Source organism: Haloarcula sp. H-GB4, from assembly GCF_030848575.1.
GTDB lineage: Archaea > Halobacteriota > Halobacteria > Halobacteriales > Haloarculaceae > Haloarcula.
The window spans coordinates 400997-425152 of record NZ_JAVDDX010000002.1 but is presented as its reverse complement, the minus strand read 5'-3'; the positions used below and the strand labels follow the sequence as shown (position 1 = coordinate 425152).

The following is a 24156-nucleotide window of genomic DNA, read 5'->3' as shown; positions in this document are numbered from 1 at the left end:
GCGTTTATGCCGGGGCGTTACTCGCAGGTCTCGTGGACGATCGCGCCCTCGTCGTTTGGCCCACGGCGCTCACCGGGAACAATAGGGTCCTCGCAGACGGCGCAGGTCAACTCGCCGCTGGCGTGGCCATTCGAGACCTCGGTATCGTCAGCGGACGTAAAGTCAACACTCACGTCTGTCGACTTGTCGGTTGCCGGTTCGTCGTCCGTATCCGGCGCGAACACATCGTCGTCGCTCTCGCCCGTCGTATCAATGTCGAGCGTGTCGTTGAAGCCGCAGTAGCCCGTCGAGGCGTTGAATCCCAGGCCGAGCGCGCCGATTCCAGCGAGCAGGCCGCGCTTGCGCTTCCCGCTGCGAAGCCAGCGCAGAGAGACAATTGTCAGGACGACTGCCAGCACCGCTCGGATCAGGCGGTCGCGACCGCCGACGTTCTTATCGGAGTCCATACCTGCACATTGGTCTGGATGCTTTTGTAGGTTTACATGTCCGCCGGTGGCCGCCGTCCGGGGGTTGTCACGATGAACAGTCGGCACCGGACCGAACGCGTCTCAGTCGCTTTCGACGCCGGAGACGGCGTATGCAGTGCGGTCCTCGGTCGCGCCGGGAGCGGTCACCAGTGAGACGGTGACCGTCAACAATAAGCCGACCAGGATGCCCACGATGCCGGGCGTCCAGCCCAGATACGCCGTCGGCAGGGCAACGTCGAGACCGAGCAGTCCCCCGACTGTCGCAAGCACGGGGAAGACGTGCAGGCCGTAGAACACCTGACTCCCGACCACGCCGGCGTACATCCCCGAACGCGTCGTTCCCTGCCAGTACAGCGCAAGTGCGACGGGAACTGTAAGCTGTGCGAAGCCGCTGAAGGCCGTGTCGCCGATCTGGACCAGCGTCCCTGGGGTGTAGAGACTCGCAATGAACGAGAGGGTGGCAAAGATGACGACGCCGATGCGGGCGATGAACGCCTCGCGGCGGTCAGTCTCTTCGTCGCTGGCATCGCCGCGGCCGGTCAGCGGCCGGTAGAGGTCCCGAGTGAGGTACGACGAGCCCGACAGTAGCATCGAGTCGCTGGAGGACATCATCGCGGCCATCGCGCCGGCGATGACCAGTGCGGTGAACCACGTCGGCGTGTACTCGCCCAGCAGCGCCGGGATGACGTTGCCACCTTCTGGGACAGTGATGCCGAGTCCGGCCGCCCACGCCCCCAGCATGAACGCCGGAACGAACAGGAGCAGGACCAGCACGGGCCAGAGCGCGAACGTGCGCTTGAGAACCTTCTTGGACCCGGCGGCGAAGAAGCGCTGATTGATCTGCGGGAACATCGTCACGCCGAACGCGATGCTGACCGCGGTCGAGATGATGTACTGCGGCGTGTAGAGGCCTCCACCGAGACCGACGAAAGCGGGTTCCTCCGCCGCGAGCAGGGCCGTCGCCTCACCTGTGCCGCCGACAGCGGAGAGGACCCAGGCGACGGCGACCCAGATCAGCGAGAGCATGAACAGCCCCTGAAGCGTGTCGGTCCAGGCGACGCCGCGCATCCCCGAGAGCGCGACGTAGAGAATCATGAACAGCGTGATGCCGCCGGCTCCGACCCAGAACGGGACCGCGCCGTTCGTGAGGCCGACAATGGCCTGGCCGGCCCCCTTTTGCTGGAGCATTACGTACGGGAACAGCCAGACTAGGCTCACGCCAGCGACGACGACCCGAAGCGCCGTCGACCCGAATCGGTCGCCCAGCATCTCACCCAGCGTCACGTAGCCGTGGCGCTTGCCGACTAGCCACTGCTTGTAGCCCAGTACGTACCAGAGGACAGCGAAGATAATGCCGTCCATGAGCCCCATCACGAGAATCCATTCAGGGCCGGCGCTGAACGCGAGATTCGGGCCGCCGAAGAACGTAAACGCTGACAGTAGCGTCGCGAAGGTCGTAAACAGCAGTACGACTGTGCCAAGCGTTCGGCTCGCGAGGTAGTAGTCCTCGGCGGTGCGCTCGGTGAGTCGGTAGGCGACTGCGCCAACCGCGAGCGCGACCACCATGTACGCGCCGACGATGCCCAGCTGGAGCGTGGTGTCAGCCATCTCACCGCACCCCCTCGACGCCGAGGCCCCAGTCGGTGCGCGCGAAGACGGCGAAGACGACGCTTGCGAGCGCCATCCATCCGATGTGCCACCACAGCCATACGGGCAGTCCGACCGCGACCTCGCTGGTGTCCCAGAGGAACCACGGCACTGCCAGCGCCATCAGCACGAACGTGACGACTGTCCACCCAGCGGCCCTGACCGTACTCATATTACGACAGGCTAGCCGCTGGCGGTACTAATGGGTAACGAACCTTCACCGGCAGTCGTTGAAGAAGTATATTCTTCAATACACGCGTGTCCCGGGTTCGACATCCCGTTCGGGTGTCAGGTGGACGACACCGTCCTCGCTGTCAACGCCGGTTACCAGACACTCACTCTCGAAGCCGGCGATAGAGACTGTCCCGAGGTTGACGACGGCAACGACCTGCGACCCGAGCAAGTCCTCAGGATCGTACACGTCTGTCAGCCCCGCGGCGGACTGGCGCGTCTCGTCCCCGAAATCAACGTCGAGCTTGTACACGTCTTTGCGTGCTTCGGGGAACGGCTCAACGGCAACGATCTCACCGATACGCATCTCTACGTCTTCGAGGAACCGTGCGGGATCGATCTCGGTTTCAGTGAACCCCATGTACCCCAGTAGTCCATCCAGTTATTTTATGACAGCGTTCGCAGCAACGGTATGCAGACAGCGATTCAGCTCTGGACGCTCCGCGACCTCCGGGAACCGCTATCGGACGTACTCGACCGTATCGCGGTTGCCGGCTACGACGGCGTAGAATTCGCCGGCATCGGTGACCCGGGCGCGTCTCGGCACTCGCTTGATGAGGCGGGACTCGGCATTGCCGGCGTCCACGTCCAGCTGGAAGACTTGCAGTCCGACCCCCGCACCGTTGGCAATCAGGTCCGGACACTCGACGCGCCGTCTCTGGTTCTCCCGTATCTCGATGACGATCACTTCGCAAGTGAGAGCGCAGTCGAGTCGACGGCGACGCTACTCGAAATGCTTGCGGCGGAGTTCGACCGACCGCTACTGTACCACAACCACGACCACGAGTTCGTCCCGCTCGGCGACGGAACCGCCTTCGACGCGCTCGTCGACCAGACGACGATTGGATTCGAGTTCGACGCCGGGTGGGCACACGCGGCGGGGCAGGACCCTGCCGCACTGATTCGGCGACTTGACGGGCGCGTTCCAGTCGTCCACCTCAAAGACATGACTGCGGACGGGGAGCCGACGACTCTCGGCGACGGCGTGGTGCCGCTCCAGGCGGTGGTTGATGCGGCCCGCGAGGCCGGGGCTGAATGGCTCGTCTTCGAGCACGACAACCCCGAAGACCCGGTCGACGCTATCCAAGCCGGTATCGACGGTATGACGCCGTTACTGGAGTGAGCAGCCCTGTCGTGGAGAGACAGTCCCATAACGGCAAGTCGGATCACCGCATATCTGTGGACGGATTCGATCACTGGACTCGCGTGCGCAAGGTTATTCCCCTGTACTTCCCAACATCAGTATAGTGACAGCAGTCCGTCGGAACACCGGTTGACGGGCTGGAAAACAGGACAATCATGCAAGATACGGCGAAATATCTGATACATGCCGACATCACGGCGGCGGGAGTCGTTGAGCGCAGCGATGTCGTCGGCGCGGTGTTCGGCCAAACGGAGGGATTACTCGGTGATGAACTGGACCTGCGGGACCTGCAGGACTCGAAGAAGGTCGGGCGCATCGACGTGGAGATACGCTCCGAGAGCGGACAGTCATTCGGGGAGATTACCGTCGCGAGCGGCCTCGACAGGGTCGAAACAGCGATTCTCGCCGCGGCACTGGAGACCATCGAACAGGTAGGGCCGTGCCGTGCCGAAATCGAGGTTTCCGAAATCGAAGACGTACGCAGCGCCAAGCGGCGCGAAGTCGTCGAGCGCGCGACGGAACTCTTGAACGACTTCGAGGAAAAATCCATCCAGACCGCGGACATCGTCGAAACGGTCAGACAGCAGGTCCGGGTCGCCGACGTGACCGACTATGAGGGACTCCCAGCTGGACCGCGTGTGGCCGACTCCGACGCGATTGTCGTCGTCGAGGGCCGCTCGGACGTGATGCAACTACTTAAATACGGCATCAAGAACGCCGTGGCCGTCGAGGGAACTGATGTCCCCGACGCTATTGCGGACCTCACGGCCGGTCGAACGGTGACGTCGTTCCTCGACGGTGACCGCGGTGGAGACCTCATTCTGAAGGAACTCGCGCAAGTCGGTGACGTGGACTACGTCGCTGTCACGCCCACCGGCAAGTCCGTTGAGGATCTCTCCCGGAGCGAGGTGATGTCGGCGCTCCGGGACAAGGTTCCCTACGAGACGGTTGCAAGCGCCAAGAGCCTCGACAGCATCCGCGATGAGATGTCCCACACCGGGGAGTCGACGACCGCCGACGGCGGTGCCGTGACCGCCGCGATATCGGACGACACCGCTGACAGCCAGCCCGCGCCCGATCCACAGACCGGGTCGGCGCAGACAGAGACAGCCGACGGAGCGACGAACGGCGCGGACAGTCCGAACGCGGCCGCTGTGACGGATGCCGCGACCGATGTGGAGACGACCGAAAGCGGTGATGGACCGACCATCCCCTCGCTTTCGGACCACATCGAAGCCGTCATTCAGAACCACAGCGGGACGGCCAGACTGGTCGACGAAGACGCGACGCTGCTTGCGGAGGATGACGCCGATACCGTTGTCTCACTGCTTGAATCCGCTGAGGACGTCCCCAAAACCGTCGTTATCGATGCCGACTGTACGCAAAAGCTCCTTGACGTCGCCGCCCAGCGCGGCGTCGATGTTGTCGTCGCCGCCGGCCACGGCGAGTACGTCAAACAGCCGACGGCCGTGCAGGTCCGTATCGAGAATTAAATGTCTCGAACGAACAGCACACCATCGCCGTCGTCGTAGTGGTCAGGGAGCTCATCGGCGACTAAGAATCCGAACCCATCGTAGAATGAGCGTGCCCGGTTGTCATCCGCGCGCGCAGTAAGTCTCATTGTTTCGAACCCCCCAGTCCGGAGCCTGTCCAGCAGTCCGTTCATCAGTGTTGTCCCGAGACCCTGCCCTTGCTTCCCGGGCGCGATGGCGAACTCCGCCAGATACGCGACCGGGTGGTCCGGAACGACAAGCGCGTAGCCAAGCGGCTCGCCGATGTCGAGGACCAGCACGAGCGGCGGGCCGTCGATTCCGACACCGAGGAGTTCCGGCCACGGCTCATCGAGCGCGTTCGTCTGGATCGCCCGGAGACGCCCCTCGTCTTCGGAACGGGCCTCCCGGATCATAGGAGGCCGGCGGCCAGCACGACGCCTGCACCGGTCAGCGCGGCCGCCAGAGTCGCGAGCATATTGACGCCCTGATTGCCGACGACCGAGCCCTCGACAGTCGCACCCAGCAGGCTGTCGACGGTCATGCCGACCAGCCCACAGAGGAGGATGACGCCGCTGCCGACTGTGCTGATGTCCTGCGTGAGCGCGGCGATGCCGGCGATGATGCCCGCGCCGGCGGCCCCGGCGGCCACGCCTTGCCAGGTTACGCCGCCGTCAGTGCCCGGCTCGACGGGTTTGAGCGTCGTAATGAGCCGCGGGTTGTCGTAGAGCCCGCCGAACTCACTGGAGAACGTGTCGGTCATCGCGGCGGCAACGGCCCCGGCGAAGGCATAGAAGAACAGCAGCGGGTCGACAGCGATGTGGCTCGGACTCGCCGCCGCCGCAACGACGGCGAACAGCGCGACGATGGAGTTTGCGAGCACATTCCCGCTCCCGCGTGCGCCTTCGTTCTCCTCGGCGATGCCGCGGTCCAGTTTCTCGTCATAGCGGTACTTCGTCGAGAGGCCACCGAGCCCGAAGAAGGAAATCAGCATGGCGAACCAGCCGAAGCCGCCGAGCACGATGGTCAAAAAGGAGAGGAGGACGCCGGTGAGCATCCCCGGAAGGGATGCGGTGTCGAGCGCGTAGGAGAGGTAGCCGAGCAGGACTGTCACGGCAAGCGCGATGACGACGCGCTGTGCCGTCACCGACGGGTCGAGTTCGAAAAACAGCCACAGCAGCAGTCCCACGGTGAGCATCACCAGCGGATCGTCCCGTTCGAACAGCACCGAGCGAAGCAGCGCGGCAACGAACGCACCGCTAGCGGCGAGAAACAGCACGAGCGGAAGGTCGATAGCGGCTGCTCCCTCGCCAACGGCGGCCTGAATCCGCGTTCCGAGAACCTGCCCTGCGACGCCGGCGACGAAGCCGACGAGGACGAAACCCGCGGTTGCGACTACCTCGTCCGCGCGGACGGTGTATGCGAGTCGCTGGCCGAGATTCCCGTAGGCGACGATGACAACGACGCCGACGAACACCGGACCCGGCAGACTGAAGCGGACGGCCAGCAGCGCGAGCCCGGCGGCGGCAAGCGAGAAGGCCGCTAGCCCGTATAGTTTCCCGTCTTCGTAGTCACCGGGGCGGGCGAACAGGTCGAACAACCGTGAGTCCTGTCCGATGATCGTCACGCCGAGCGCGGCGACAAGGACGAAGGGTGCGATAGCGGCGACAGTCGCGAGTTCGAGCGAGCGAAAGCCCGTTGCGGCCGGAACGGCGACCGCGAGGGTCCCCACGGCGGCAAACGCGCCTGCCCGACGGACTGTGCCAGTCACGTCCCACCGGTATCCCCGAGAGGCACTTACCCTTTCCGAACTGTGGAGGCGATAGTACCGTGGGATTTACTGGGGCCGTAAGCATACCGGCGGACGTGGGACTATACGACCGATATCTCGCGATGCGCGTTCGGCGCAGCGACGCCGACCTGCCCGAGACGGTCGCGCTGGTGATTACGGAGCGAGACCTGCTTGGAGACGGTGCATACCGTACCTTAGAGCGGTTTTTCGACTGGGCTGTTCAGTACGGCACCGACACTGTCGTCGTCTACGTGAGCGTTCTTGATGAGGAGGCGATCCCGACGCTGCAGCGCGAACTCGAAAGCGTCACCGCGCCACGGGAGATAGCGGTCAGAGTACCGGACGACGAGACGACAGCCGACGCCCCGATTCAGATTTCGATCGGCCTCGGCGGGCAGTCGGAGTTCGCAACGGCTGTCCAAAAACTGGCAGAAGACGTCGATACGGGGTCGCTCGACCCGAGCGACATCGACGAGGCCGCGGTCGAGGAGCATCTTGTCTTCCCGACCGACCCGGATCTGGTGATCAAGACCGGGGCCGAACGGCTTTCGGATTTCATGATCTGGCAGTCCGTCTATTCGGAGTTGTATTTCACCGACGTGAACTGGCAGAACTTCCGGCTCCGGGATTATTTGCGGGCGTTGCGAGATTATCAGGAGCGCCAGCGGCGCTTTGGCCGCTAGGAGATCAGTCTGCGAGGTCGTACTCTTCGTCGAGTTGCTCGCGTTCGGTACTCGGGAGCGCATCACGAAACCGTCCGAGCATCCGCTTGGCCGTCGGTAGTTCCGATTGCTCGATGGCACGAACCAGTGCCAGCGACCGCTCGGCACGGGTCGTCCGCCAGGAATCCTCGCGGTTCTGGTACGTTCGGATCGCTCGCAAAAAGTCGACTTTCCGGAATTCAGGCCAGTAGGGCGTACAGAAGAACGTGGCGGCCTCGTTGCCGTTGGCGTGCCACGGCAAGAAGTTCGAGGTGCGCTCGTCGCCGCCGGTTCGAACGATGAGGTCGACATCGCGGGTCGGCCCCTCGTAGAGTCGCTCTTCGATGGTTTCCGCAGAGACATCCATTGGGTCGAGGGTCCCGGTTTCGACGGCAGTAGCAACGTCGCGGGCCGCACCGAGCAGTTCGGCCCGGCCGCCGTAGGCCAGCGCGATGTTGAGGTTGAGCTGGTCGTACTGTGCCGTTCGTCCCTCGGCGTAATCGATAGCGTCACGTACCCGTTCGGGTAGCATCTCTGTTTCGCCGATGGCGCGGATACACACGCCGGCCTCGTGGACCCGCTCGGCGTCGGCAAACGTCTGGAGTTTCTGTTCGACGAGGTCGAAGATGTGTTGGCGTTCCTCGGGGTCGCGGTCGAAGTTCTCCGTCGAGAACGTGTACAGCGTCACCTCACGAATGCCGAGTTCGTCGCACCAGTTCAACAGTGCCTCGGTCGTTTGGGCTCCTTCTTTGTGGCCCTCCTGTTTTTTTGCGCCCTGCTTTTCAGCGTATCTTCGGTTCCCGTCCATAATGACTGCAACATGGTCGGGCGTCCCTGACAGTTCCCACTGGAGCAATCGCTCGTAGGCCGCATATCCCAGTCGCTTCCCCCTCGATAGCATCGTTGTGTACATTTCAACCACTCAATAAGGGCTTTGTGGAAGGGATCGGGTACAGTTATTTCCCACCTAATCTGTCGAAATATATGCGCATAGTTTTAATATACCCCAGCGTAACGTTCAAATTGCAATGGCGACCGGTACGGTAGACTTCTTCAACGACACAGGCGGTTACGGTTTCATCGATACCGAAGACTCCGACGAGGACGTCTTCTTCCACATGGAGGACATCGACGGTCCTGACCTCGAGGAGGGGCAAGAAGTGGAATTCGAGATTGAGCAGGCCGACAAAGGCCCGCGCGCGAAAAACCTCACGCGGCTGTAACCATGGCGACAGGCACTGTCGACTTCTTCAACGATACGGGCGGCTACGGTTTCATCGAAACCGACGATGCCGACGAAGACGTGTTCTTCCACATGGAAGATGTCGGCGGCCCGGACTTAGAAGAAGGGCAAGAAGTCGAATTCGACATCGAACAGGCAGACAAAGGCCCGCGGGCGAAGAACCTCGAGCGACTGTAAGCGAGGACGGCTCGCTTTTCAACGGGTTCGCAACCGACTGAGCGGTGCGACTCGACAGCGTGTGGGTTCCCACCGCCGTCGCTGCACCGCCTCTCGAACCGAATATCTTCGGGTAGACGGAGCAGCGCTCTGAATCCGAAGTGTCTTAGGGAAAGCAACACCGACCGCATGGTATGAGCGAGGCCGACGCACTTGACGATGACCTTTACCGCCGGACCAAACAACTACTTGAGCCGGGCGAGATTCAGCTCAACGGCGCTGTCGTCCACACGGAGTACGACGGTAGCGACGAGATCGAGATGATGCAGGCCACCATCGAGGTCGGTGAACTCATCGCCGAGGGTGCTGGCCTGAACCCGGCGGACACGTTCGTCTACTCCGGCAGCGACGACTCCGAGTTCGCGTCGAACCAGCATCAGGGCCTCACGCTGGACGACGAGGAGTTCGTCTGGGAGTGCCAGCAGCTCCTTCGCAACGGCTCCTTCGATCTGGTGTTCTACTACGAGGCCAGCGCTGACCACGATGGGATTCTCGAAGCGGTCAAGGACGCTGGCTACGCAGTCACCGGTGTCGAAGGCGAGTAAGCCCGTCAATCGCCGGTCGACAGCCGCTCTTGGCAGTTGTGACAGTACGTGTAGTCGGGGCCGTTCGCCGCGCCACAGATACGACAGTTCGTTGCCTCAACCGCGGCCTGTTCGAAGTAGGCGTTGAGCTGCCCGGTGTCTCGGCCGTTGCGTTGGCCGCCGAATTGGTCGACGAGCGTATCGTGTGCGGCATAGTCCATGAGTCGGAACATGAGGACGAACCACAGCGGCACTCCTACCAGAACGAACAGGTAGACCAGCAGCCGGACCGCCAGTTCGGCTGTCGAGATTGCCACACGTGAACTAGGGGCGCAAGGGGATAAAACGCTCCGGCGACCCGGACATGCGGGCCGCGTTCGCTCGCCTGTCCCGGGCTGTTTTTATTCGCAGAACCCCCAGCTTTCCGTATGAGCGAAGACCTCGGGACGGTAGACCGGGCGGTGTTGAACGCCTTCCAAGGCGGCTTCCCGGTCGTCGAACGGCCGTTCGAGCCGGCCGCGGCGGCCCTTGCTGACCACGGCGTCGACATCGACGCGGACGAGCTATTGGCGCGCGTACAGGACCTCGACGACGCGGGCGTGCTCACGCGGTTCGGGGCACTCATCAACGCCGAGGCGATCGGCGGCACTGCCACGCTCGTCGCCACCCACGCCCCCGAGGACAGCTACGACGAACACGCCGAGATAATAAACGCGTACCCGGAGGTCGCGCACAACTACGAGCGCGAGCACCCGCATCTGAATATGTGGTTCGTCCTCTCGGTGGCCGAGGAAGGACGGGTCGAGGAGGTTCTGGCCGACATCGAGGCCGAAACCGGCGAGGAGACGTACAACCTCCCGAAACAGCAGGAGTTCCACGTCGGCGCGAAATTCCCCGTTGAGGGGCCACAAACGCAAGATATCGACTTCTCGGATCTGGGACCGGACGTGACGCCGACGGACAGCCAGTCCCTGACCGCTGACGAACTGGACCTCGTGTTGGAAATCCAGGACGGGCTCCCGGTCACTGCTACGCCGTACGCTGACGTGGCTGCCGAAATCGACGCCGATGTCGAGTGGGTGCTGGAGACGATACAGCGGTTCAACAGGGAGGGGAAAGTCCGCCGCGTCGGGGTCATCCCGAACCACTACGCCCTTGGCTACAGCGAGAACGGGATGACCGTCTGGGACGTGCCCGACGAAGTCATCGACGAAGTCGGCCCGGCTATCGCCGAGTTCGACTTCGTGACTCACTGCTACGAGCGGCCCCGCCATGACGGTGTCTGGCCGTACAACTTCTTCGCGATGACCCACGGGCGAAGCGAGGCGGAGAGTCAGGAGCGCATCCAGCAGGTCCGCGACCGGATGGCCGACCACTGGGACGTGACCGAGGACGACTGGGACACGCTGTTCTCGACGCGCATCCTGAAGAAGACGGGTATCAGGCTGGACGAACGAGCGCGACAGAACACAGAAACGGCGTGATCGTGCGTATGCAGGACCGCAGTGCCGAATCAAGGAGTGCCAACCGATGATTCCGCTCATGCACGACTTCGAGGGTGAGACAGTCCTCGTCGTCGGCGGCGGACCGGTCGGCGCACGCAAGGCCCGAACGTTCGCCACGGAGGCGAGCGTCGTCGTTCTCAGTCCCGAGTTCGCCGACCGGGCGTTCGCGGACGCCGACAAGATCCGGGCCGCCCCGACGCCGGAGGACGCCACAGACTGGGTCGAGCGGACCGACCCGGCGCTGGTCGTTGCCGCGACAGACAACGCGGACCTAAACGGCGCTTTCAGCACGGCTGCTGCGGAGCACGGTGCGCTCGTCAACCGCGCCGACGACCACGGCGACCAGTCGTTCGGCAACGTTGTCGTGCCGGCCACGGTACGGGACGACCCCGTGACGCTGGCGATTGCGACCGGCGGGCGCGCGCCGGCGCTGTCGAAGCACCTTCGCGAGCAGTTCGAAGACGAGTTCGGAAACGCTGGTCTGATGGCCGAGGTCGTCGGCGACCTCCGTGAAGACCTGCGCGACCGGGGGGTCCCGCCGGCCAAACGACGTGACGCCGTCAGGTCCGTTGTCAGGTCACGGGAAGTTTGGAAGGCTTTAGATAGTGGCAGGTCCAAGGGTGAGCAAGTAGCTAGAGACGTGATCGGAGAGTTACCTGGTGATCAAATGTGAGAGGGGACACTGGTGCAATCGTTGGGGTCTGTATCTCCCATGAGCGCGCAAGCGTCGACCAATTAGAGACCGCTGCGGCAGACAGCGAGCGCCGCGCCGTCGAGTCCTTGCTCGCGAACCCCGCGGTCGAAGAGGCGATTGCGCTGCAGACGTGTAACCGTACCGAGGGGTACGTCGTTGTCTCTGATCACGAGGCCGGGCTCGAGGCGCTCGAACTGTTTACCCGCGCCGTGCCCGACGACGTCGTTGTTGAGATGGGTCACGAGGAGAGTCTCCGTCACTTGCTCCGGGTGGCTGCCGGGCTTGAATCGATTGTGCTTGGCGAAGACCAGATCCTCGGCCAGCTTCGAACCGCCTATGAGACCGCCCGCGGCGTTGGCGGCATCGGGCCGATGCTGGAAGACGGCGTCACGAAAGCGATTCACGTCGGCGAACGCGCCCGCACGGAGACGAAAATCAACGAAGGAGTTGTCTCGATTGCCTCCGCCGCGGTTCGCCTTCTCAAACAGGAGAGTTCGCTGGCGGACGGGACAGCGCTCGTCGTCGGGGCTGGCGAGATGGGGCAGCTCGCTGCCGATGCGCTCAGTGAGGAGGTAGACCGGCTACTCGTGGCCAACCGGACAGTCCCACACGCGGAGCATATTGCCGACTCAGTCGACATCGACGCCAGTGCGGTTGCGCTCGACGGCATCGAAGCGGCCGTCTCCGAGGCCAGTGCCGTCATTTCGGCAACGGGAAGCGGCGACCAGGTGTTCGATATTGGGACCTTCAGCGATTCCGGCGATGTATCCATTGTCGATATTGCCCAGCCGCGTGATGTCCCGGCGGGCGCGGACCGCCTTCCGTCGGTGACAGTGTATGACCTCGACGCGCTGGAGTCGGTGACCGCCGAAACACGGAACAAGCGGCAACGAGCCGCTGAGGCGGTCGAACGTATCGTCGACGAGGAGTTCGACCGCCTGCTCACGCAGTACAAGCGCAAACGCGCTGACAGGGTCATTTCGACGATGTACGAGAGTGCTGAACAGGTCAAGGCTGCAGAGATAAATAGCGCGCTTTCAGCGGCTGACTTCGACGATGACCAGGCAGAGGTCGTTGAAGCAATGGCCGACGCTATCGTCTCGCAGATCCTCGCCGCACCGACCAAGAGTCTACGCGACGCCGCGGAGGAAGATGACTGGTCGACGATTCACACGGCGCTCCAGTTGTTCGACCCGGACTTCGGCGGCCCCGACCAGGCTACCCCGCCCGAGTTCACCCAGGGCATGTCGGTCGAGGACATTCCCGACGGGATGCGCGACGAGATCCCGAACGCGATGCTCGACCGACTCTCCGACGACTGACCACGCCCACCTTTTTGCCCACGCCGCCCGACGTAGCCGATATGGCAGACTTGCTCTCTGACGACGAGATTAGCGACCGGCTACCCGAGGAATGGGCCCGCGAAGACGACGAGATCGTTCGCGTCTTCGAGTTCGACGGCTATCTGGACGCGTCGGGCTTTCTGAGCGCCGCAGCCGGCCTCGCCGAGGACGCGTGGCATCACCCGGAGATGACCATTCGCTGGGGTGAGGTCGAAGTTCGACTCACGACCCACGACGCCGGCGGCATCACGGAAAACGACATCGACCTCGCCGAGCGACTGAACGGCATCCACGACTGACGGTGTGACTGTGGACACGGCTGATAGACTCGCCTCCCTCCAGCCGACTGATTCCGACAACGCAACCGCCCGGTACGTATTCCGGGTGGAACTCCGGCTGGAGCCAGACGCTGATGGGCTGTGGACCGACCCCGACCAGTTCGAGACGACGCTGTATCGGGTAGCTGACGACCCGGGTGAAAGCGGCTGGCTGTTCTTCCGGGACACGCTCTGGCGGGGCGAACTCGCTGACGAACCGCACTTCCGTCGGCTCGTCGAAGACGAACTCGGCTGTCCAGTCATTTCGGCGTCGTTCAGTGAGTTCAGAACCGACGAGGCGTATCTGGAGTCACTGAAAGCTGAAATCGCGAACAATCTGGCCCTGTTTAACGCCGGGTCGGTCCGCGAGGTCGTCAACAAGTACCTCGGTAGCTCGATTCAGGTGACGTGAAACGAGACGCGGCTCTGTAGTCAGTGGCTACAGAGCGGTTATACACACCAAAACCGGTCGTAGGGCCCGAAAGACTTTATCAGAGAATCGCTAAATAATCTATCCTCATGACCACCGACTACGACTTCTGGCTGTTCGACCTCGACGGGACGCTCGTCGATATCGAGCCAGCGTACCCCCGGAAGGTAATGGGCGCCGTCGGCGACCGCCTCGGCGTCGAGTTCACCGACCGGGAACGGGATGCACTCTGGTACGGATTCGGTGGGACACGGTCGCAAACGCTTGCGGAGCGCAACGTCGACCAGCAGGAGTTCTGGCGGCTGTTCCACGAGGAGGAAGACCCCATTGCTCGGGCCGAGGCGACGTATCTCTACGACGACGCCGAGACGTTCCTCGCCACCCTCGATACACCGGTCGGACTGGTCACACACTGCCAGCAGTACCTCACCGAACCGGTACTCGATCATCTGGACATCGCCGACTGGTTCGAGACGGTCGTCTGCTGTGACGACGACATCGGCTGGAAGCCCGATCCAAAGCCGGTGGAACTGGCGATGCGGGAGATGGATGTCTGGTACAACGGCCACAGCGGCGTGCTGGCTGGAGATAATCCGTCAGACATCGGCGCGGCGTGGAACGCAGGCCTCGATGGCGTCCACGTCGGCCGGCGGTCCCCGGCAGAGACAGGCCGGTGCGTGCGTGGTGACAAACGCGTCGGGACGCTGCTCGACCTGGCGTCGTCTCAGGGCAGGTAGTCCCAGTTTTCCACAGTGACGGTCGTTCCGGCATCGATACCAGCCTCGTCAGCGGCCACGGATACCCAGCCGTCAGCCCGGGTCGCTGTCGCGAGGTCAACGCCGGGGAGCGGCGTCGCCGTTCCGTCGCTCACGGCGACCGGAGTAAACGTCCGGACCGCGTTCTGACTGTCGACCTGCTCCGCCAGCGTCGCTCGTGTCTCTGGATGTGCAGACAGCGGTGCATCGGCAAACGCCTTCAGTAGCGGACGAAGGAGCTGTACCGCACCGACGCGTGCTGCAATTGGCGACTCTGGTAACAGCAGGACCGGGCGGTCCTCGACGACAGCGACGCCCGTCCGCTGGCCTGGGTCGATATCGACGTAGTCGGTGAACACCTCACCGAGATCCGCAACGATCTCTCGAAGCGTATCCCCCGGCTCGGTCCCGGTGATGACGAGCGCATCACGGGTGAGGTCGCGCTGGACGGCCATTCGGAGCGCCGGAGCATCGTCGACGACGGGGTCCCGGTAGGTCACCTTCCCGCCCCACCGGTCGACGTACTGCGCCAGCGTAAACCCCGCCGTCTCGACCTTGCCGGCTGCGCTGGCATCTGCTCGGGGTTCGTCGTCAGTCGGGACGATTCCGATCTGCGGTCGCTGGCGGACGAGAAGTTCGGAGACGCCGGTTGCTCTCAGCAGTCCCACGTCGCCAGGCCGCACCTGATGGCCCTGGCTGAAGACGGTGTCGTCGACCGAGATATCTGCTTCCTCAACAGGTTTGTTCGCCGTCGCGTCTGTCGCTAGGACTCGTCCGACAGCAACTGAGAGCGGAATCCTGTCTGTACGGTCGACGGGGACAGCGAAGCTACCGAGCTGTCTGCGGGCAGTCTTCAGCGCGAGCGACTCGGCCTCCGACGGCGGGGAGCCAGCCATACCCTTGCTAGTGGGTACTGTGGCAAAAACGCCCCGAGTAGCCACGGCACATCCGCCACATGTCTACACGGACTGGGAACGTTTTTCGTCGGTCGGGTCCGGCATCGACGTATGGTCCTCCCGCAACTGGTCGGCATCGTGTTCCTGACCATCGGCGGTTTCGTCCTCTTCCGCGGCGGCCGGGAACTCAAAACGGTGTTCCACATTCTTCGAAACGACCCGGTCTCGGTGCGCTCACTCGACGGGCACACTGGTCCCGTCGAAATCACTGGCACAGCCGTCGCCAGCGATGATGCCGGAACCGTCACCGCCCCTTTTACCGGTAGCGAGTGTCTGGCCTACACCTACGAGGTCGAGGAGTACCGGTCGTCGGGCAAACATTCAAACTGGGAGACGCTGGACGAGGGGCAGGACGGCGTCGACTTCATCGTTGACGACGGGAACGCACGCGTTCGAGTGAACCCAGACGGGGCGGACGTACGATTTGAATCCCAATCTGTGACGGTTTCTCCGGGGACTGAACTCCCCGAGCGCCTAGCCGATTACGTCGAGCGAACGGAGGGCGTCGAGGCGCAGGACGGGTCGGTGAACCTGCTCGTGACGGAGATCAGCCTAGGGAACAAACAGCGCTTTACCGAGCGTCGACTGGACGTTGGCGAGGATGTATACGTCTACGGTCAGGCGATGCGCGGCCCCGCAACAGCGTGGGGCAGCAATCTGGTCGATGCTATCGTCGGGGATGGCAACGCGACGCCGGTGTTCGTTATCTCTGACACCAGCGAGCGTGGCACTGCCCGGCGGATTGTTCGGGGTGCTATCGCCGAAACTGTATTCGGGCTTCTCGCGGTTATCATCGGTAGCATCGCACTCCTCTCCACACTCCTGTAGTAGCAGAGACCGTCGGGTTTACCACAGCGTACCACCTAGACGAGCGTATGTCTGCCCTGCGAGAAGCGCTTCGGGACCTTCCCGACGCCGTGTTCGCGGACGTGCTCGAATCCGAGGACGAATACTTGCTCGTGCTCGATCTACCGGGTGTGACCGCGGAGACAATCGACGTGACTGTTGAAGGGGGCCGCCTTCGGATCGACGGGCAACGGACCAAGGACGTGCCCGGCGAGTTCACCTTTGTCCGCGAGGACCGCTCCGTGTTCCTTGATGCCGAACTCCCGCTCCCGCCGGACACGACCGGACAGGGCGGGGAGGGGACCGTCGAAAACGGTGTCCTCGAACTCCGCCTGCCGAAGGCGACAGCCGCACCGAGCACCACGATCCCGATCGACGGGGACTGACTCAGAGGTGGCAAGCCGGTGAATCTTCGCGCGTACTGGCGGTTCCTCGTCGTTGCACGCCACTTCCTGCCCCTGTTGGTCGCGTACGCACGAGACCGAAAACGGTTCTTCGTGATCGGCTCATCGCGCCGCGTCACGCCCGAACAGCGTCGCGAACGTGCACAACAGCTGCTCGATTCGTTACTAACGCTCGGCCCGACGTTCATCAAACTCGGGCAGATCCTCTCGACGCGGCCGGACGTCCTGCCCCCGGAGTATATCGAGGAGTTCTCGAAGCTGCAGGACCGCGTACCACCGGCTGACTGGGACGAGGCACGGGTCGTCATCGAGGACGAGCTGGGGCCCGTCGATGACCGCTTCGATGAATTCGAAAGAGAGGCGATAAGCGGCGCATCGCTCGGACAGGTGTATCTGGCAGAAATCGACGGCGAGAAAGTCGCTGTCAAGATTCGCCGCCCGGGCATCGAAGCGCTCGTTGAGGCCGACCTGCGGGTCGTCCGCTGGTCGCTCCCCCTGCTGATGTATTTCATCGACGACTCCCGGTCGTTCTCGCTGGAGACGCTCGCCGACGAGTTCTCGAAGACTATCCGCGAGGAGATGGACTACCAGCGAGAGGGTCGGATGCTCACCGAAATTCGAGAGAACTTCAGGGATAACGACCGCATCTGTATCCCCGATGTCAAGGAGTCTCACTCCACCCGGCGCGTCCTGACGATGGAGTACGTTCCCGGCACGAAAATCAACGACATCGATAGCCTTGACGCGGGCGGGATCAACCGGACGGAGCTGGCCGAGACGCTCCAGCGGGCGTACCTGCAGATGATTATCGACGACGGCGTGTTTCACGCCGACCCCCATCCCGGGAACCTCGCTGTGCAGGACGACGGGACACTCGTCTTCTACGACTTCGGGATGTCCGGCCGGGTCGACCCGTTCGTGCAGGACAAGATCATCGACTTCTACGCCGCTGTCGCCGATCAGGATATCAGCGCTATCCTCGATGCTCTTATCGAGATGGGGACGCTCTCGCCTGAGGCCGACCGGCAGGTGATGGGTGACGTGATGGAACTGGCCATCGCCGACGCCCGCGGCGAGGACATCGAGCAGTACCGTGTCCAACAGATCATTCAGCAGGTCGAAGACACGATATACGAGTTCCCGCTTCGTCTGCCGGCAAACCTGGCGCTCGTGTTGCGCGTCGCCACGGTCGTTGAGGGTGTCTGTGTCACTCTTGACGAGGACTTCGACTTCATCGGCGTTGCCACCGACTACCTCCGCGAGGAAGGATATCTCGCAGAGGGCGTGCGGAACTTCGTCGAGGACCGGGCGACCGAAGTGTCCGACGCCGCTCGGTCGGCCGTCCGGATCCCGCCAAAACTGGAGTCCGCCCTCGACAGAGTCGAGCGGGAGGACTTCCGCGTGCAGGCAGACATCGAGGACTCTGATGGTCTGCTCGCGACGATGACCAAGCGACTCATCCTCGGGATGTTGCTCGCAAGCACACTGTTCTCGACGGCATTCCTATACACGCAAGCGTCGCTACCGGCCACTGGTGTCGGTATCGCTGGAACCGTCGGCCTGTCACTGGCGCTGTGGTGGTCGTTCCGCTCCAAAAAGGCCGTCCGCGCCAAGCCGCAGTTCACGCGACAGAGTATGCGTGAGCAAGACCGAGAGAGCCCAGGCGGACTCAACACTCCCTTCGGTGAGGACACTGACGACGCCTACAGCGGCGACTGAACGCCGACCCGGCGCTACAGTCAGAGCCGCTTTTCGAAATGAACGAGTTCGTACTCGCCCTGTGTTGACCGGTCTACCTCTTGATACCCTTCGTCGCGGTAGAACGCGACCGCGGCGGGCTGGCTCTGTGATGTCGTCGCAAGCAGGATTTCATATCCCTGCTCGGCCACTTGTTGTTCAACTTGGTGGAGGAGGCGACGACCGTAGCCACGCCGCTGTCGGGACGGAGCGACCCGCATCCGGTGGAGCTCGGCCGCGCCGGGGACGGTGCGCTCGTCCGCGTGGCCGACGTCATTCGGGAGGAACCCGCCCATCGCGGCCAGGCCGCCGTCGAACGTTTCCGGGAGTTCGTCGTCGGCAGTGGGAACGACGCCGACGAGAAACGCGCCGCCGCTGTCGAAATACCGCGTCTCGATGTTTTGCAGGTCCGACGTTCCGGGGATGTCGCTGGGGTCGTTGCCAGTCGCTCGTATCGCCCATTCGTGGAGACGCCAGACAGCGTCGGCGTCCCGGTCGTTGTAGGACCGAAATTGAATCTGGTCGGTCATCGAATACGTCCAAGATTGTCATTGTCGGAGAGGGGGTTTAATTGGCTCTGTTGAAACTCTCAGGCGGTGATACAAACGGTGCGGTGAATAGAGAGCTTGTAGTCAGCAATCATCCAGACGATCACACGTAAACATTGTACACCCACTAAGAAGTCCGTTCATACGTTCACTCTGCAACGGCCCAGAAGCGAACGCTCCCCGGCACCTTCCACAGTAGTTCGGGGAGATCGCTATCGTTTCGATCATCGAGTGTGGTCTGGTGGTGCCGTGGTTCGAGAAGACGCTTGACGGTGAATCCGGCATCAACGAGAGAATTGTGAAGATCGGCAACCGTGTGATCAAAGGCGATCAAGTTCGCTTCGTAGTCGTCGTTAATCGTGATTTCCCGCCGACCGGTGTCGTAGTAGCTGCGTTCAAAAATCTCTTTTTCGACATCCAGACTCTCGTGTATGGGATGTGGCACGCTGAGGACGAAGATGCCGCCATCTCGGAGAACGCGGTGAACTTCTCGAAACGCCTCATCGAGATGCTTGATCATCTGGTAGACTGTCTCGGAAGACGCTACATCGAAGCTGTCGTCGGGGAGCGGGAGGTTCGTGATATCTCCTTTGAGAAACTGTGCATCAACGCCGTAGAAATCTCGCAACTGCCGTGCGTGCTGCAGTTGTTCGCCTGAGATATCCACTCCGACGACAGTTTCCGCACCAAGCTTAGCGGTCCCGACACTTGCTTGGCCGCCTCCACATCCTAGTTCGACGTAGTCCTTCTCTGCAACTGAATCAAGAATGTCGGGTTGAGGCTCGCCCGGACCATCCGAACCGAATGGCGATGGCGCCGGCGGAAGCTCTCCATCCACGGTATTTGCGTTCCATAACGCTTGGAAATCATCGCTCCATTCGTTCCAGAGTTGCTGGTTTTCGTGTTTGTGTTCGGTCATCAGCCCTGTGTCTGGGTCATTCTAGTCGCCTTGTATCAATTGTTTCGTTAATTTCACTTTTCAGTCATTCTCTCATAGAACACTGCACGAGATATACCTCCCTGTATTCAGCCGCCTGCTGAGACCTATCGGCGTTTGAGGGTTTCACAAGGCTACTTAATTCTACCTTATCAGTGTATGGTTCTATTATACCTCTCTGAATTTATCCGGAACGTTCAGTATTCAGTGTCTGGTATAGGGGGTATGAGAAAACACGGTGGCACATGCTGGGTGCAACCCCCAGTCTGCGGACGCGATACGTCGGTAACATTGCGAGTGAGGGGGAAGGTGGGTCGGTTATGACAGCCCCAGCAACGAATAACGTGGTGCTAGTCACGGTTGACTCGCTTCGGGCTGACGCGCTGGGTGGCACTGACAGCGTCTCCCCTGTCATGGACTCGCTCGCCGAGTCGGGCATCGTCTTCGAAAATGCCGTGGCACAGGGGAACTGGACGCCATTTTCGTTCCCTAGCATTCACGGATCGCGGCCGGTGTTCACTGAAAGCGAAGACATCGGTCTGGCGTCGACACCAACGCTGGCCGAGCAGGTGTCCGATGCCGGCATCGAGACAGCTGGGTTTAACGCCGCAAACGGCTTTCTCACCGACCACTGGGGGTACGACCGCGGGTTCGACGAGTTCGAGCCGTTCGTCGATAGCGGCGGCTACAGCAAGTACCTGGCAGCCCATCCGACGATTCAGGCATGGGTCCAACTGGGAACCTCGCCGTTCAGGCGCGCTGCGACCGTTCTCAGCGGCGGGTCGGACGAGCGCCCCTTCGCCGATGTGTCCCGAATGGGTGACCTCGAAGACCACGCCACTGAGTTCTTGGAGTCGACCGACGGACCGTTCTTCCTGTGGGTCCACTACATGGACACGCACACGCCGTACGTCCCGGCCCCGCGGCATATCCGCGAGGTGTCGGACAACCACTTCGGTGTCCTCCGGATGCTCAGCTCCCACCTCCGAACCGGGCTGGGCTGGGAAGTCGACGACCGGACGCTAGAGACGCTCCGGACGCTGTACGAGGCGACGGTCCGGCAGGTCGACGCCAGTGTCGGTCGACTCCTCGATACCCTTGAGACTGAAGGCCACCGCGACGACACTGCCGTCATCGTAGCCGGCGACCACGGCGAGGAATTCCTCGAACACGGCCATCTCGCCCACTACCCCAAGCTCTATCGGGAACTCATCGATGTTCCCTACATCGTCTCGACGCCAGAAAGCGAGCACCAGTCGGTCGAGACGCCGGTCGGCCTCGACACAATCGCGCCGACAGTGTGCGATCTGCTGTCGCTCACGCCGGCGGCGGAGTGGGACGGGGCCTCCGTCGCCCCGGCGGTCCACGGCACGGCTATCGAGGACCGCGGTCCCATCGTCTCCGCAGCGGTCCGAGGCGAAAGCGTGACCAGCCAGCCAATTCCACGGAGCCGTGCGGACGGGGAACTCCTCCTCAGCGCACGCGATGAGCGCTACACGTACATCGAATTCACAGAATCAGGCCACCAGGAACTGTACGACCGGACGAATGACCCCGAGGAACAGGTCGATCTGTGTTCGGACTCGACAGACGCCGACCCGCCTGCAACCGTCCTCGACCGCTTGTCGGATGCCGTCGCTGACCACCTCGCTACACTCGACAGCGACGGGACGGAGGCTGGAAACACCGAGGCATCCGACGAGATAACAGCACGATTAAAGGCACTCGGTTATCAGTAAGGCTGTATGGCGTCTGCTGTCGTCACACCGGCCCGGCGACAGCAACTCATCCGGTTTTTCCTCGTCGGTGTGTTTGCCGCGTCGGTTCAGCAAGCGCTCTTATGGTTGTTCAGCGATGTCGGTGGCCTGAATTACATTTTCGCAGCCGCTATCGCCATCGAATGTACGATTCTGCTACAGTACGCTCTCAACAACGCTTGGACGTTCCACCGGTCGCAGCATTCGAGCCTGCAGGAGTACGTACTCGGGTTAGGGAAAACAAACCTCGTCCGTGGGACGGCGATTCCGCTCCAATTGGGTCTCCTCTACGCGTTTGTTACCTGGGGCGGCGTCGTGCCGCTGGTCGGTAATGGCGGGGCCATTGTCATCACTGGCGTGTATCGGTATGCGCTTGACGCTCACTGGACGTGGGGTTAGACAGTCGGGACGGGAACCTCATCGAGGACGCTCTGGATGACGGTTCCCTTGTCGACTTGCTCGACGCGGGCATCAGGCGTTAATACGAGCCTGTGGGCCAGCACTGGCTGTGCGACCCGCTTGATATCGTCCGGCGCAACGTACTCTCGGCCGGTAATCGTCGCCATCGCTCGCGTCGCTTCGAACAGCCGCTGGGTCCCACGCGGTGAGACCCCCACATCCACGCGGTAGTCGTCTCTGGTCGCCCGGACGAGGTCAGCCATGTACTGCAGCAGGTCGTCGTCGACGGTAACCGTCTCCGGAACGCTCCGGAGTTCTTTGACTGATTCGGCATTGAGAACCGGTTCTACGGTCGGACTCTGTGTCGTTCGACCGGCACGCCGCCGGAGGAGTTCGACCTCGCCTTCGTCGTCAGGATAGCCGAGTGATGTCTTTGCCAGGAACCGGTCGACCTGTGCTTCGGGGAGTTCGAAGGTCCCCTCCATGTCGACTGGGTTCTGGGTGGCGATGACGAAGAACGGTTCGGGCAGGTCGTACGTGTCCCCGTCGACAGTGACCTGTCCTTCTTCCATCGCTTCGAGCAGCGCGGACTGGGTCTTTGGCGGTGCGCGGTTGATCTCGTCGGCCAACAGGACGTTGGCAAACACCGGTCCCTCGGTGAATTCGAAGCTCCGTGACTCCTCGTTGAAGATGTGTGTCCCCGTGATATCTGCTGGCAGGAGATCCGGCGTAAACTGGATGCGGGAGAAGGACAGCCCCAGCGCGGTTGCGACGCTGCGGGCGGTCAGCGTCTTCCCTGTGCCGGGCACGTCCTCAAGCAGGACGTGGCCCTTCGCGACGACTCCCAGCAGCACTGTCTCGAAGAAGCCGCGGTCAGCGATGACGGCACCCCCGATCTCATCGAGGATCTGACTCGACACCTCGCTTGCCTCGGTAGCATCCATAGCCTGTCATGTTACGGGTCGGATAAAGGGGTGTCGAGTCCGAAATCGAAACCCCTAAAGAGCAAACGGCGGTACTGAGGGATGAGCCGAGGTAGCCTAGCCTGGCCAAGGCGGTTGCTTCGAGAGCAACTGTCCTCACGGACTCAGGAGTTCAAATCTCCTCCTCGGCGCTACATCATTTGTCTACATCTGAATAGTACATAGGATCGCGTCTGATCCGCACGCAGTGGAAGGACGCATCAGTTATCGCAGAAATCGCGTTGAGGGTGGACACGTCTTGTCAGGTCAGTCCAGCGACGAGTAGCTATTGCGGGCTCGCTCCGCTGTCAGACTGACTGGCTGCGTCCGACCCATTGTCCGTGGTATCGTCGGCGTCAGCAACTGTGGGCGAGTCCGACGTGCCGCCGGTCGCCCCAGTCGTCGCGGTCTGTCCCTCTTCGAACGGTACATCCCCATCTCGCTCCGGTGTGAGTTCAGAACGAACCAGATCACCGAATTCAGCGGGTTCGTACACTTGGTTGATGGAGATTGTCAGTCCACCGCTAGCACCGGATCGTACGGCAACGTTCCCCAGCCCGAACAGGGAGTCCCAGACAGAGCGGTATTCCTCAACACCGCGGACCTTCTGCAGTGGGACCTCGTTGCGGCGGAGCGAGACGAACCGGTACTCTTCAACGACTCGCTGATTCGTCAGGAAGTAGGTGGTGAGCGTGTTCTGCCAGTACCGATACAGTCCTCTGGAGAACAGGAATAGTCCGCCAGCGAGCACGAGTGTTGGCTGGTACAGCGGGCGTTGAGTGACGTACAGCAGGTAGCCACCGAGTCCGAGAATGGGGACAGCAATCCCGGCCTCTGCGAGCGCGTTTCGCTGTGCAGGCTTTCGGTCTTCGACGATGTGCTCGCCGTCGCGCAACTGCAACGCTTCAGGCGCGGCAACGGAGTGGACATACACCCCCATTCCGGTGATGAACAGACCGAACCCCATCGTGATGAGTCCAACCGAGGGCGGCGTCTCGGGTTGTGACGCGACCAGTGGGTACGTAGCGGCGAACCAGTAGAAGTAGATACCGGACGCAATCATCGGACCGCCAAAGATTGAGCCCCAGACAGCGGGAAGTCCTCGCGCCAT

Annotated in this window: 30 protein-coding genes and 1 tRNA gene; 18 read left to right on the top strand and 13 right to left on the bottom strand. The window is 62.3% G+C overall.

Going from position 1 to position 24156, the window contains the following annotated elements; translation table 11 throughout:
- Positions 1 to 17: 17 nt before the first annotated feature.
- The 4 genes from RBH20_RS10720 to RBH20_RS10705 form a co-directional block, all read right to left on the bottom strand.
- Entirely contained in the window at positions 18 to 446 is a 429-nt protein-coding gene (locus tag RBH20_RS10720) for a DUF2892 domain-containing protein (protein WP_306708363.1), read from the bottom strand.
- A gap of 102 nt (positions 447 to 548) precedes the next feature.
- The gene (locus tag RBH20_RS10715; protein WP_306708361.1) at positions 549 to 2075 is read right to left on the bottom strand and encodes a sodium:solute symporter; all 1527 of its coding nucleotides are present in this window, start codon (positions 2073 to 2075) and stop codon (positions 549 to 551) included.
- A 1-nt stretch (position 2076) separates the two neighbouring features.
- The gene (locus tag RBH20_RS10710; RefSeq protein WP_306708359.1) at positions 2077 to 2286 is read right to left on the bottom strand and encodes a DUF3311 domain-containing protein; all 210 of its coding nucleotides are present in this window, start codon (positions 2284 to 2286) and stop codon (positions 2077 to 2079) included.
- Positions 2287 to 2361: 75 nt separating this feature from the next.
- Positions 2362 to 2706, bottom strand: a complete 345-nt coding sequence (locus tag RBH20_RS10705) for a tRNA-binding protein (RefSeq protein WP_005537914.1) — start codon at positions 2704 to 2706, stop codon at positions 2362 to 2364.
- A gap of 51 nt (positions 2707 to 2757) precedes the next feature.
- On the opposite strand from RBH20_RS10705, the gene RBH20_RS10700 reads away from it, so the two are divergent.
- Positions 2758 to 3468: a sugar phosphate isomerase/epimerase gene (locus tag RBH20_RS10700; protein WP_306708356.1), complete on the top strand. Its 711-nt coding sequence runs from the start codon at positions 2758 to 2760 to the stop codon at positions 3466 to 3468.
- 176 nt (positions 3469 to 3644) lie between these two features.
- Positions 3645 to 4982 carry a DNA primase DnaG gene (gene dnaG, locus RBH20_RS10695; protein ID WP_306708354.1) on the top strand — a complete coding sequence of 446 codons (1338 nt, stop codon included), beginning with the start codon at positions 3645 to 3647 and terminating at the stop codon, positions 4980 to 4982.
- Here the strand turns inward: dnaG and RBH20_RS10690 are convergent.
- Together RBH20_RS10690 and RBH20_RS10685 are read right to left on the bottom strand one after the other, a co-directional pair.
- A complete protein-coding gene (locus RBH20_RS10690) occupies positions 4979 to 5395 on the bottom strand; it encodes an N-acetyltransferase (protein ID WP_306708352.1) in 417 nt (138 codons plus the stop codon). The two genes, dnaG and RBH20_RS10690, sit on opposite strands and share 4 nt — an antisense overlap.
- Positions 5392 to 6750 carry a DUF92 domain-containing protein gene (locus RBH20_RS10685; RefSeq protein ID WP_306708350.1) on the bottom strand — a complete coding sequence of 453 codons (1359 nt, stop codon included), beginning with the start codon at positions 6748 to 6750 and terminating at the stop codon, positions 5392 to 5394. Before RBH20_RS10685 ends, RBH20_RS10690 begins: the two co-directional genes overlap by 4 nt.
- A gap of 95 nt (positions 6751 to 6845) precedes the next feature.
- Between RBH20_RS10685 and RBH20_RS10680 the strand changes: the two genes are divergently transcribed.
- Positions 6846 to 7454, top strand: coding sequence for an undecaprenyl diphosphate synthase family protein (locus tag RBH20_RS10680; RefSeq protein ID WP_306708348.1), 609 nt, complete (start codon positions 6846 to 6848; stop codon positions 7452 to 7454).
- Between the two features lie 4 nt (positions 7455 to 7458).
- On the opposite strand, the gene uppS is transcribed toward RBH20_RS10680, so the two are convergent.
- Complete coding sequence (gene uppS, locus RBH20_RS10675; protein WP_306708346.1) at positions 7459 to 8385, bottom strand: polyprenyl diphosphate synthase; 927 nt, start codon at positions 8383 to 8385, stop codon at positions 7459 to 7461.
- Positions 8386 to 8500: 115 nt separating this feature from the next.
- Here uppS and RBH20_RS10670 point away from each other — a divergent pair, with 115 nt between their 5' ends.
- From RBH20_RS10670 to RBH20_RS10660, 3 genes are all read left to right on the top strand, one after another.
- Positions 8501 to 8695 (top strand): cold-shock protein, encoded by a 195-nt coding sequence (locus tag RBH20_RS10670; RefSeq protein ID WP_004517065.1) that lies wholly within the window; start codon positions 8501 to 8503, stop codon positions 8693 to 8695.
- Positions 8696 to 8697: 2 nt separating this feature from the next.
- A complete protein-coding gene (locus RBH20_RS10665) occupies positions 8698 to 8892 on the top strand; it encodes a cold-shock protein (RefSeq protein WP_004957702.1) in 195 nt (64 codons plus the stop codon).
- Positions 8893 to 9065: 173 nt separating this feature from the next.
- Positions 9066 to 9476, top strand: a complete 411-nt coding sequence (locus tag RBH20_RS10660) for a DUF5778 family protein (RefSeq protein WP_306708340.1) — start codon at positions 9066 to 9068, stop codon at positions 9474 to 9476.
- Between the two features lie 5 nt (positions 9477 to 9481).
- On the opposite strand, the gene RBH20_RS10655 is transcribed toward RBH20_RS10660, so the two are convergent.
- Positions 9482 to 9772 carry a hypothetical protein gene (locus tag RBH20_RS10655; protein WP_306708338.1) on the bottom strand — a complete coding sequence of 97 codons (291 nt, stop codon included), beginning with the start codon at positions 9770 to 9772 and terminating at the stop codon, positions 9482 to 9484.
- Between the two features lie 111 nt (positions 9773 to 9883).
- Here RBH20_RS10655 and RBH20_RS10650 point away from each other — a divergent pair, with 111 nt between their 5' ends.
- The 6 genes from RBH20_RS10650 (at position 9884) to RBH20_RS10625 (ending at position 14481) form a co-directional block, all read left to right on the top strand.
- Positions 9884 to 10939 carry an Lrp/AsnC family transcriptional regulator gene (locus RBH20_RS10650; RefSeq protein WP_306708336.1) on the top strand — a complete coding sequence of 352 codons (1056 nt, stop codon included), beginning with the start codon at positions 9884 to 9886 and terminating at the stop codon, positions 10937 to 10939.
- 46 nt (positions 10940 to 10985) lie between these two features.
- Entirely contained in the window at positions 10986 to 11633 is a 648-nt protein-coding gene (locus RBH20_RS10645) for a bifunctional precorrin-2 dehydrogenase/sirohydrochlorin ferrochelatase (RefSeq protein WP_306708334.1), read from the top strand.
- Entirely contained in the window at positions 11630 to 12976 is a 1347-nt protein-coding gene (gene hemA, locus RBH20_RS10640; protein ID WP_306708332.1) for a glutamyl-tRNA reductase, read from the top strand. Before RBH20_RS10645 ends, hemA begins: the two co-directional genes overlap by 4 nt.
- Positions 12977 to 13017: 41 nt before the next feature.
- Positions 13018 to 13296: a 4a-hydroxytetrahydrobiopterin dehydratase gene (locus RBH20_RS10635; protein WP_306708330.1), complete on the top strand. Its 279-nt coding sequence runs from the start codon at positions 13018 to 13020 to the stop codon at positions 13294 to 13296.
- A gap of 10 nt (positions 13297 to 13306) precedes the next feature.
- Positions 13307 to 13726: an LWR-salt protein gene (gene lwrS, locus RBH20_RS10630; RefSeq protein WP_306710430.1), complete on the top strand. Its 420-nt coding sequence runs from the start codon at positions 13307 to 13309 to the stop codon at positions 13724 to 13726.
- Positions 13727 to 13833: 107 nt separating this feature from the next.
- Positions 13834 to 14481, top strand: a complete 648-nt coding sequence (locus RBH20_RS10625) for an HAD family hydrolase (protein ID WP_306708328.1) — start codon at positions 13834 to 13836, stop codon at positions 14479 to 14481.
- Here RBH20_RS10625 and RBH20_RS10620 read toward each other — a convergent pair.
- Positions 14469 to 15395 (bottom strand): molybdopterin-binding protein, encoded by a 927-nt coding sequence (locus RBH20_RS10620; protein WP_306708326.1) that lies wholly within the window; start codon positions 15393 to 15395, stop codon positions 14469 to 14471. The two genes, RBH20_RS10625 and RBH20_RS10620, sit on opposite strands and share 13 nt — an antisense overlap.
- Positions 15396 to 15506: 111 nt before the next feature.
- Between RBH20_RS10620 and RBH20_RS10615 the strand changes: the two genes are divergently transcribed.
- The 3 genes from RBH20_RS10615 to RBH20_RS10605 are packed head-to-tail and all read left to right on the top strand — an operon-like array spanning position 15507 to position 18424.
- Entirely contained in the window at positions 15507 to 16283 is a 777-nt protein-coding gene (locus RBH20_RS10615; RefSeq protein ID WP_306708324.1) for a GIDE domain-containing protein, read from the top strand.
- Between the two features lie 47 nt (positions 16284 to 16330).
- The gene (locus tag RBH20_RS10610; protein WP_004957670.1) at positions 16331 to 16687 is read left to right on the top strand and encodes an Hsp20/alpha crystallin family protein; all 357 of its coding nucleotides are present in this window, start codon (positions 16331 to 16333) and stop codon (positions 16685 to 16687) included.
- 18 nt (positions 16688 to 16705) lie between these two features.
- Entirely contained in the window at positions 16706 to 18424 is a 1719-nt protein-coding gene (locus tag RBH20_RS10605; RefSeq protein WP_306708321.1) for an AarF/ABC1/UbiB kinase family protein, read from the top strand.
- 20 nt (positions 18425 to 18444) lie between these two features.
- On the opposite strand, the gene RBH20_RS10600 is transcribed toward RBH20_RS10605, so the two are convergent.
- Together RBH20_RS10600 and RBH20_RS10595 are read right to left on the bottom strand one after the other, a co-directional pair.
- Positions 18445 to 18972 carry a GNAT family N-acetyltransferase gene (locus RBH20_RS10600; protein ID WP_306708319.1) on the bottom strand — a complete coding sequence of 176 codons (528 nt, stop codon included), beginning with the start codon at positions 18970 to 18972 and terminating at the stop codon, positions 18445 to 18447.
- A 166-nt stretch (positions 18973 to 19138) separates the two neighbouring features.
- Positions 19139 to 19909: a class I SAM-dependent methyltransferase gene (locus RBH20_RS10595; protein ID WP_306708317.1), complete on the bottom strand. Its 771-nt coding sequence runs from the start codon at positions 19907 to 19909 to the stop codon at positions 19139 to 19141.
- A 338-nt stretch (positions 19910 to 20247) separates the two neighbouring features.
- Between RBH20_RS10595 and RBH20_RS10590 the strand changes: the two genes are divergently transcribed.
- Together RBH20_RS10590 and RBH20_RS10585 are read left to right on the top strand one after the other, a co-directional pair.
- A complete protein-coding gene (locus RBH20_RS10590) occupies positions 20248 to 21666 on the top strand; it encodes a sulfatase-like hydrolase/transferase (RefSeq protein WP_306708315.1) in 1419 nt (472 codons plus the stop codon).
- Positions 21667 to 21672: 6 nt separating this feature from the next.
- Positions 21673 to 22083: a GtrA family protein gene (locus RBH20_RS10585; RefSeq protein ID WP_306708313.1), complete on the top strand. Its 411-nt coding sequence runs from the start codon at positions 21673 to 21675 to the stop codon at positions 22081 to 22083.
- Here RBH20_RS10585 and RBH20_RS10580 read toward each other — a convergent pair.
- Positions 22080 to 23027, bottom strand: a complete 948-nt coding sequence (locus RBH20_RS10580) for a MoxR family ATPase (protein ID WP_306708311.1) — start codon at positions 23025 to 23027, stop codon at positions 22080 to 22082. The genes RBH20_RS10585 and RBH20_RS10580 overlap by 4 nt on opposite strands.
- An 85-nt stretch (positions 23028 to 23112) precedes the next feature.
- Here RBH20_RS10580 and RBH20_RS10575 point away from each other — a divergent pair.
- Positions 23113 to 23197, top strand: a tRNA-Ser gene (locus RBH20_RS10575).
- 134 nt (positions 23198 to 23331) lie between these two features.
- Here the strand turns inward: RBH20_RS10575 and RBH20_RS10570 are convergent.
- Positions 23332 to 24156, bottom strand: coding sequence for a PH domain-containing protein (locus tag RBH20_RS10570; RefSeq protein ID WP_306708309.1), 825 nt, complete (start codon positions 24154 to 24156; stop codon positions 23332 to 23334).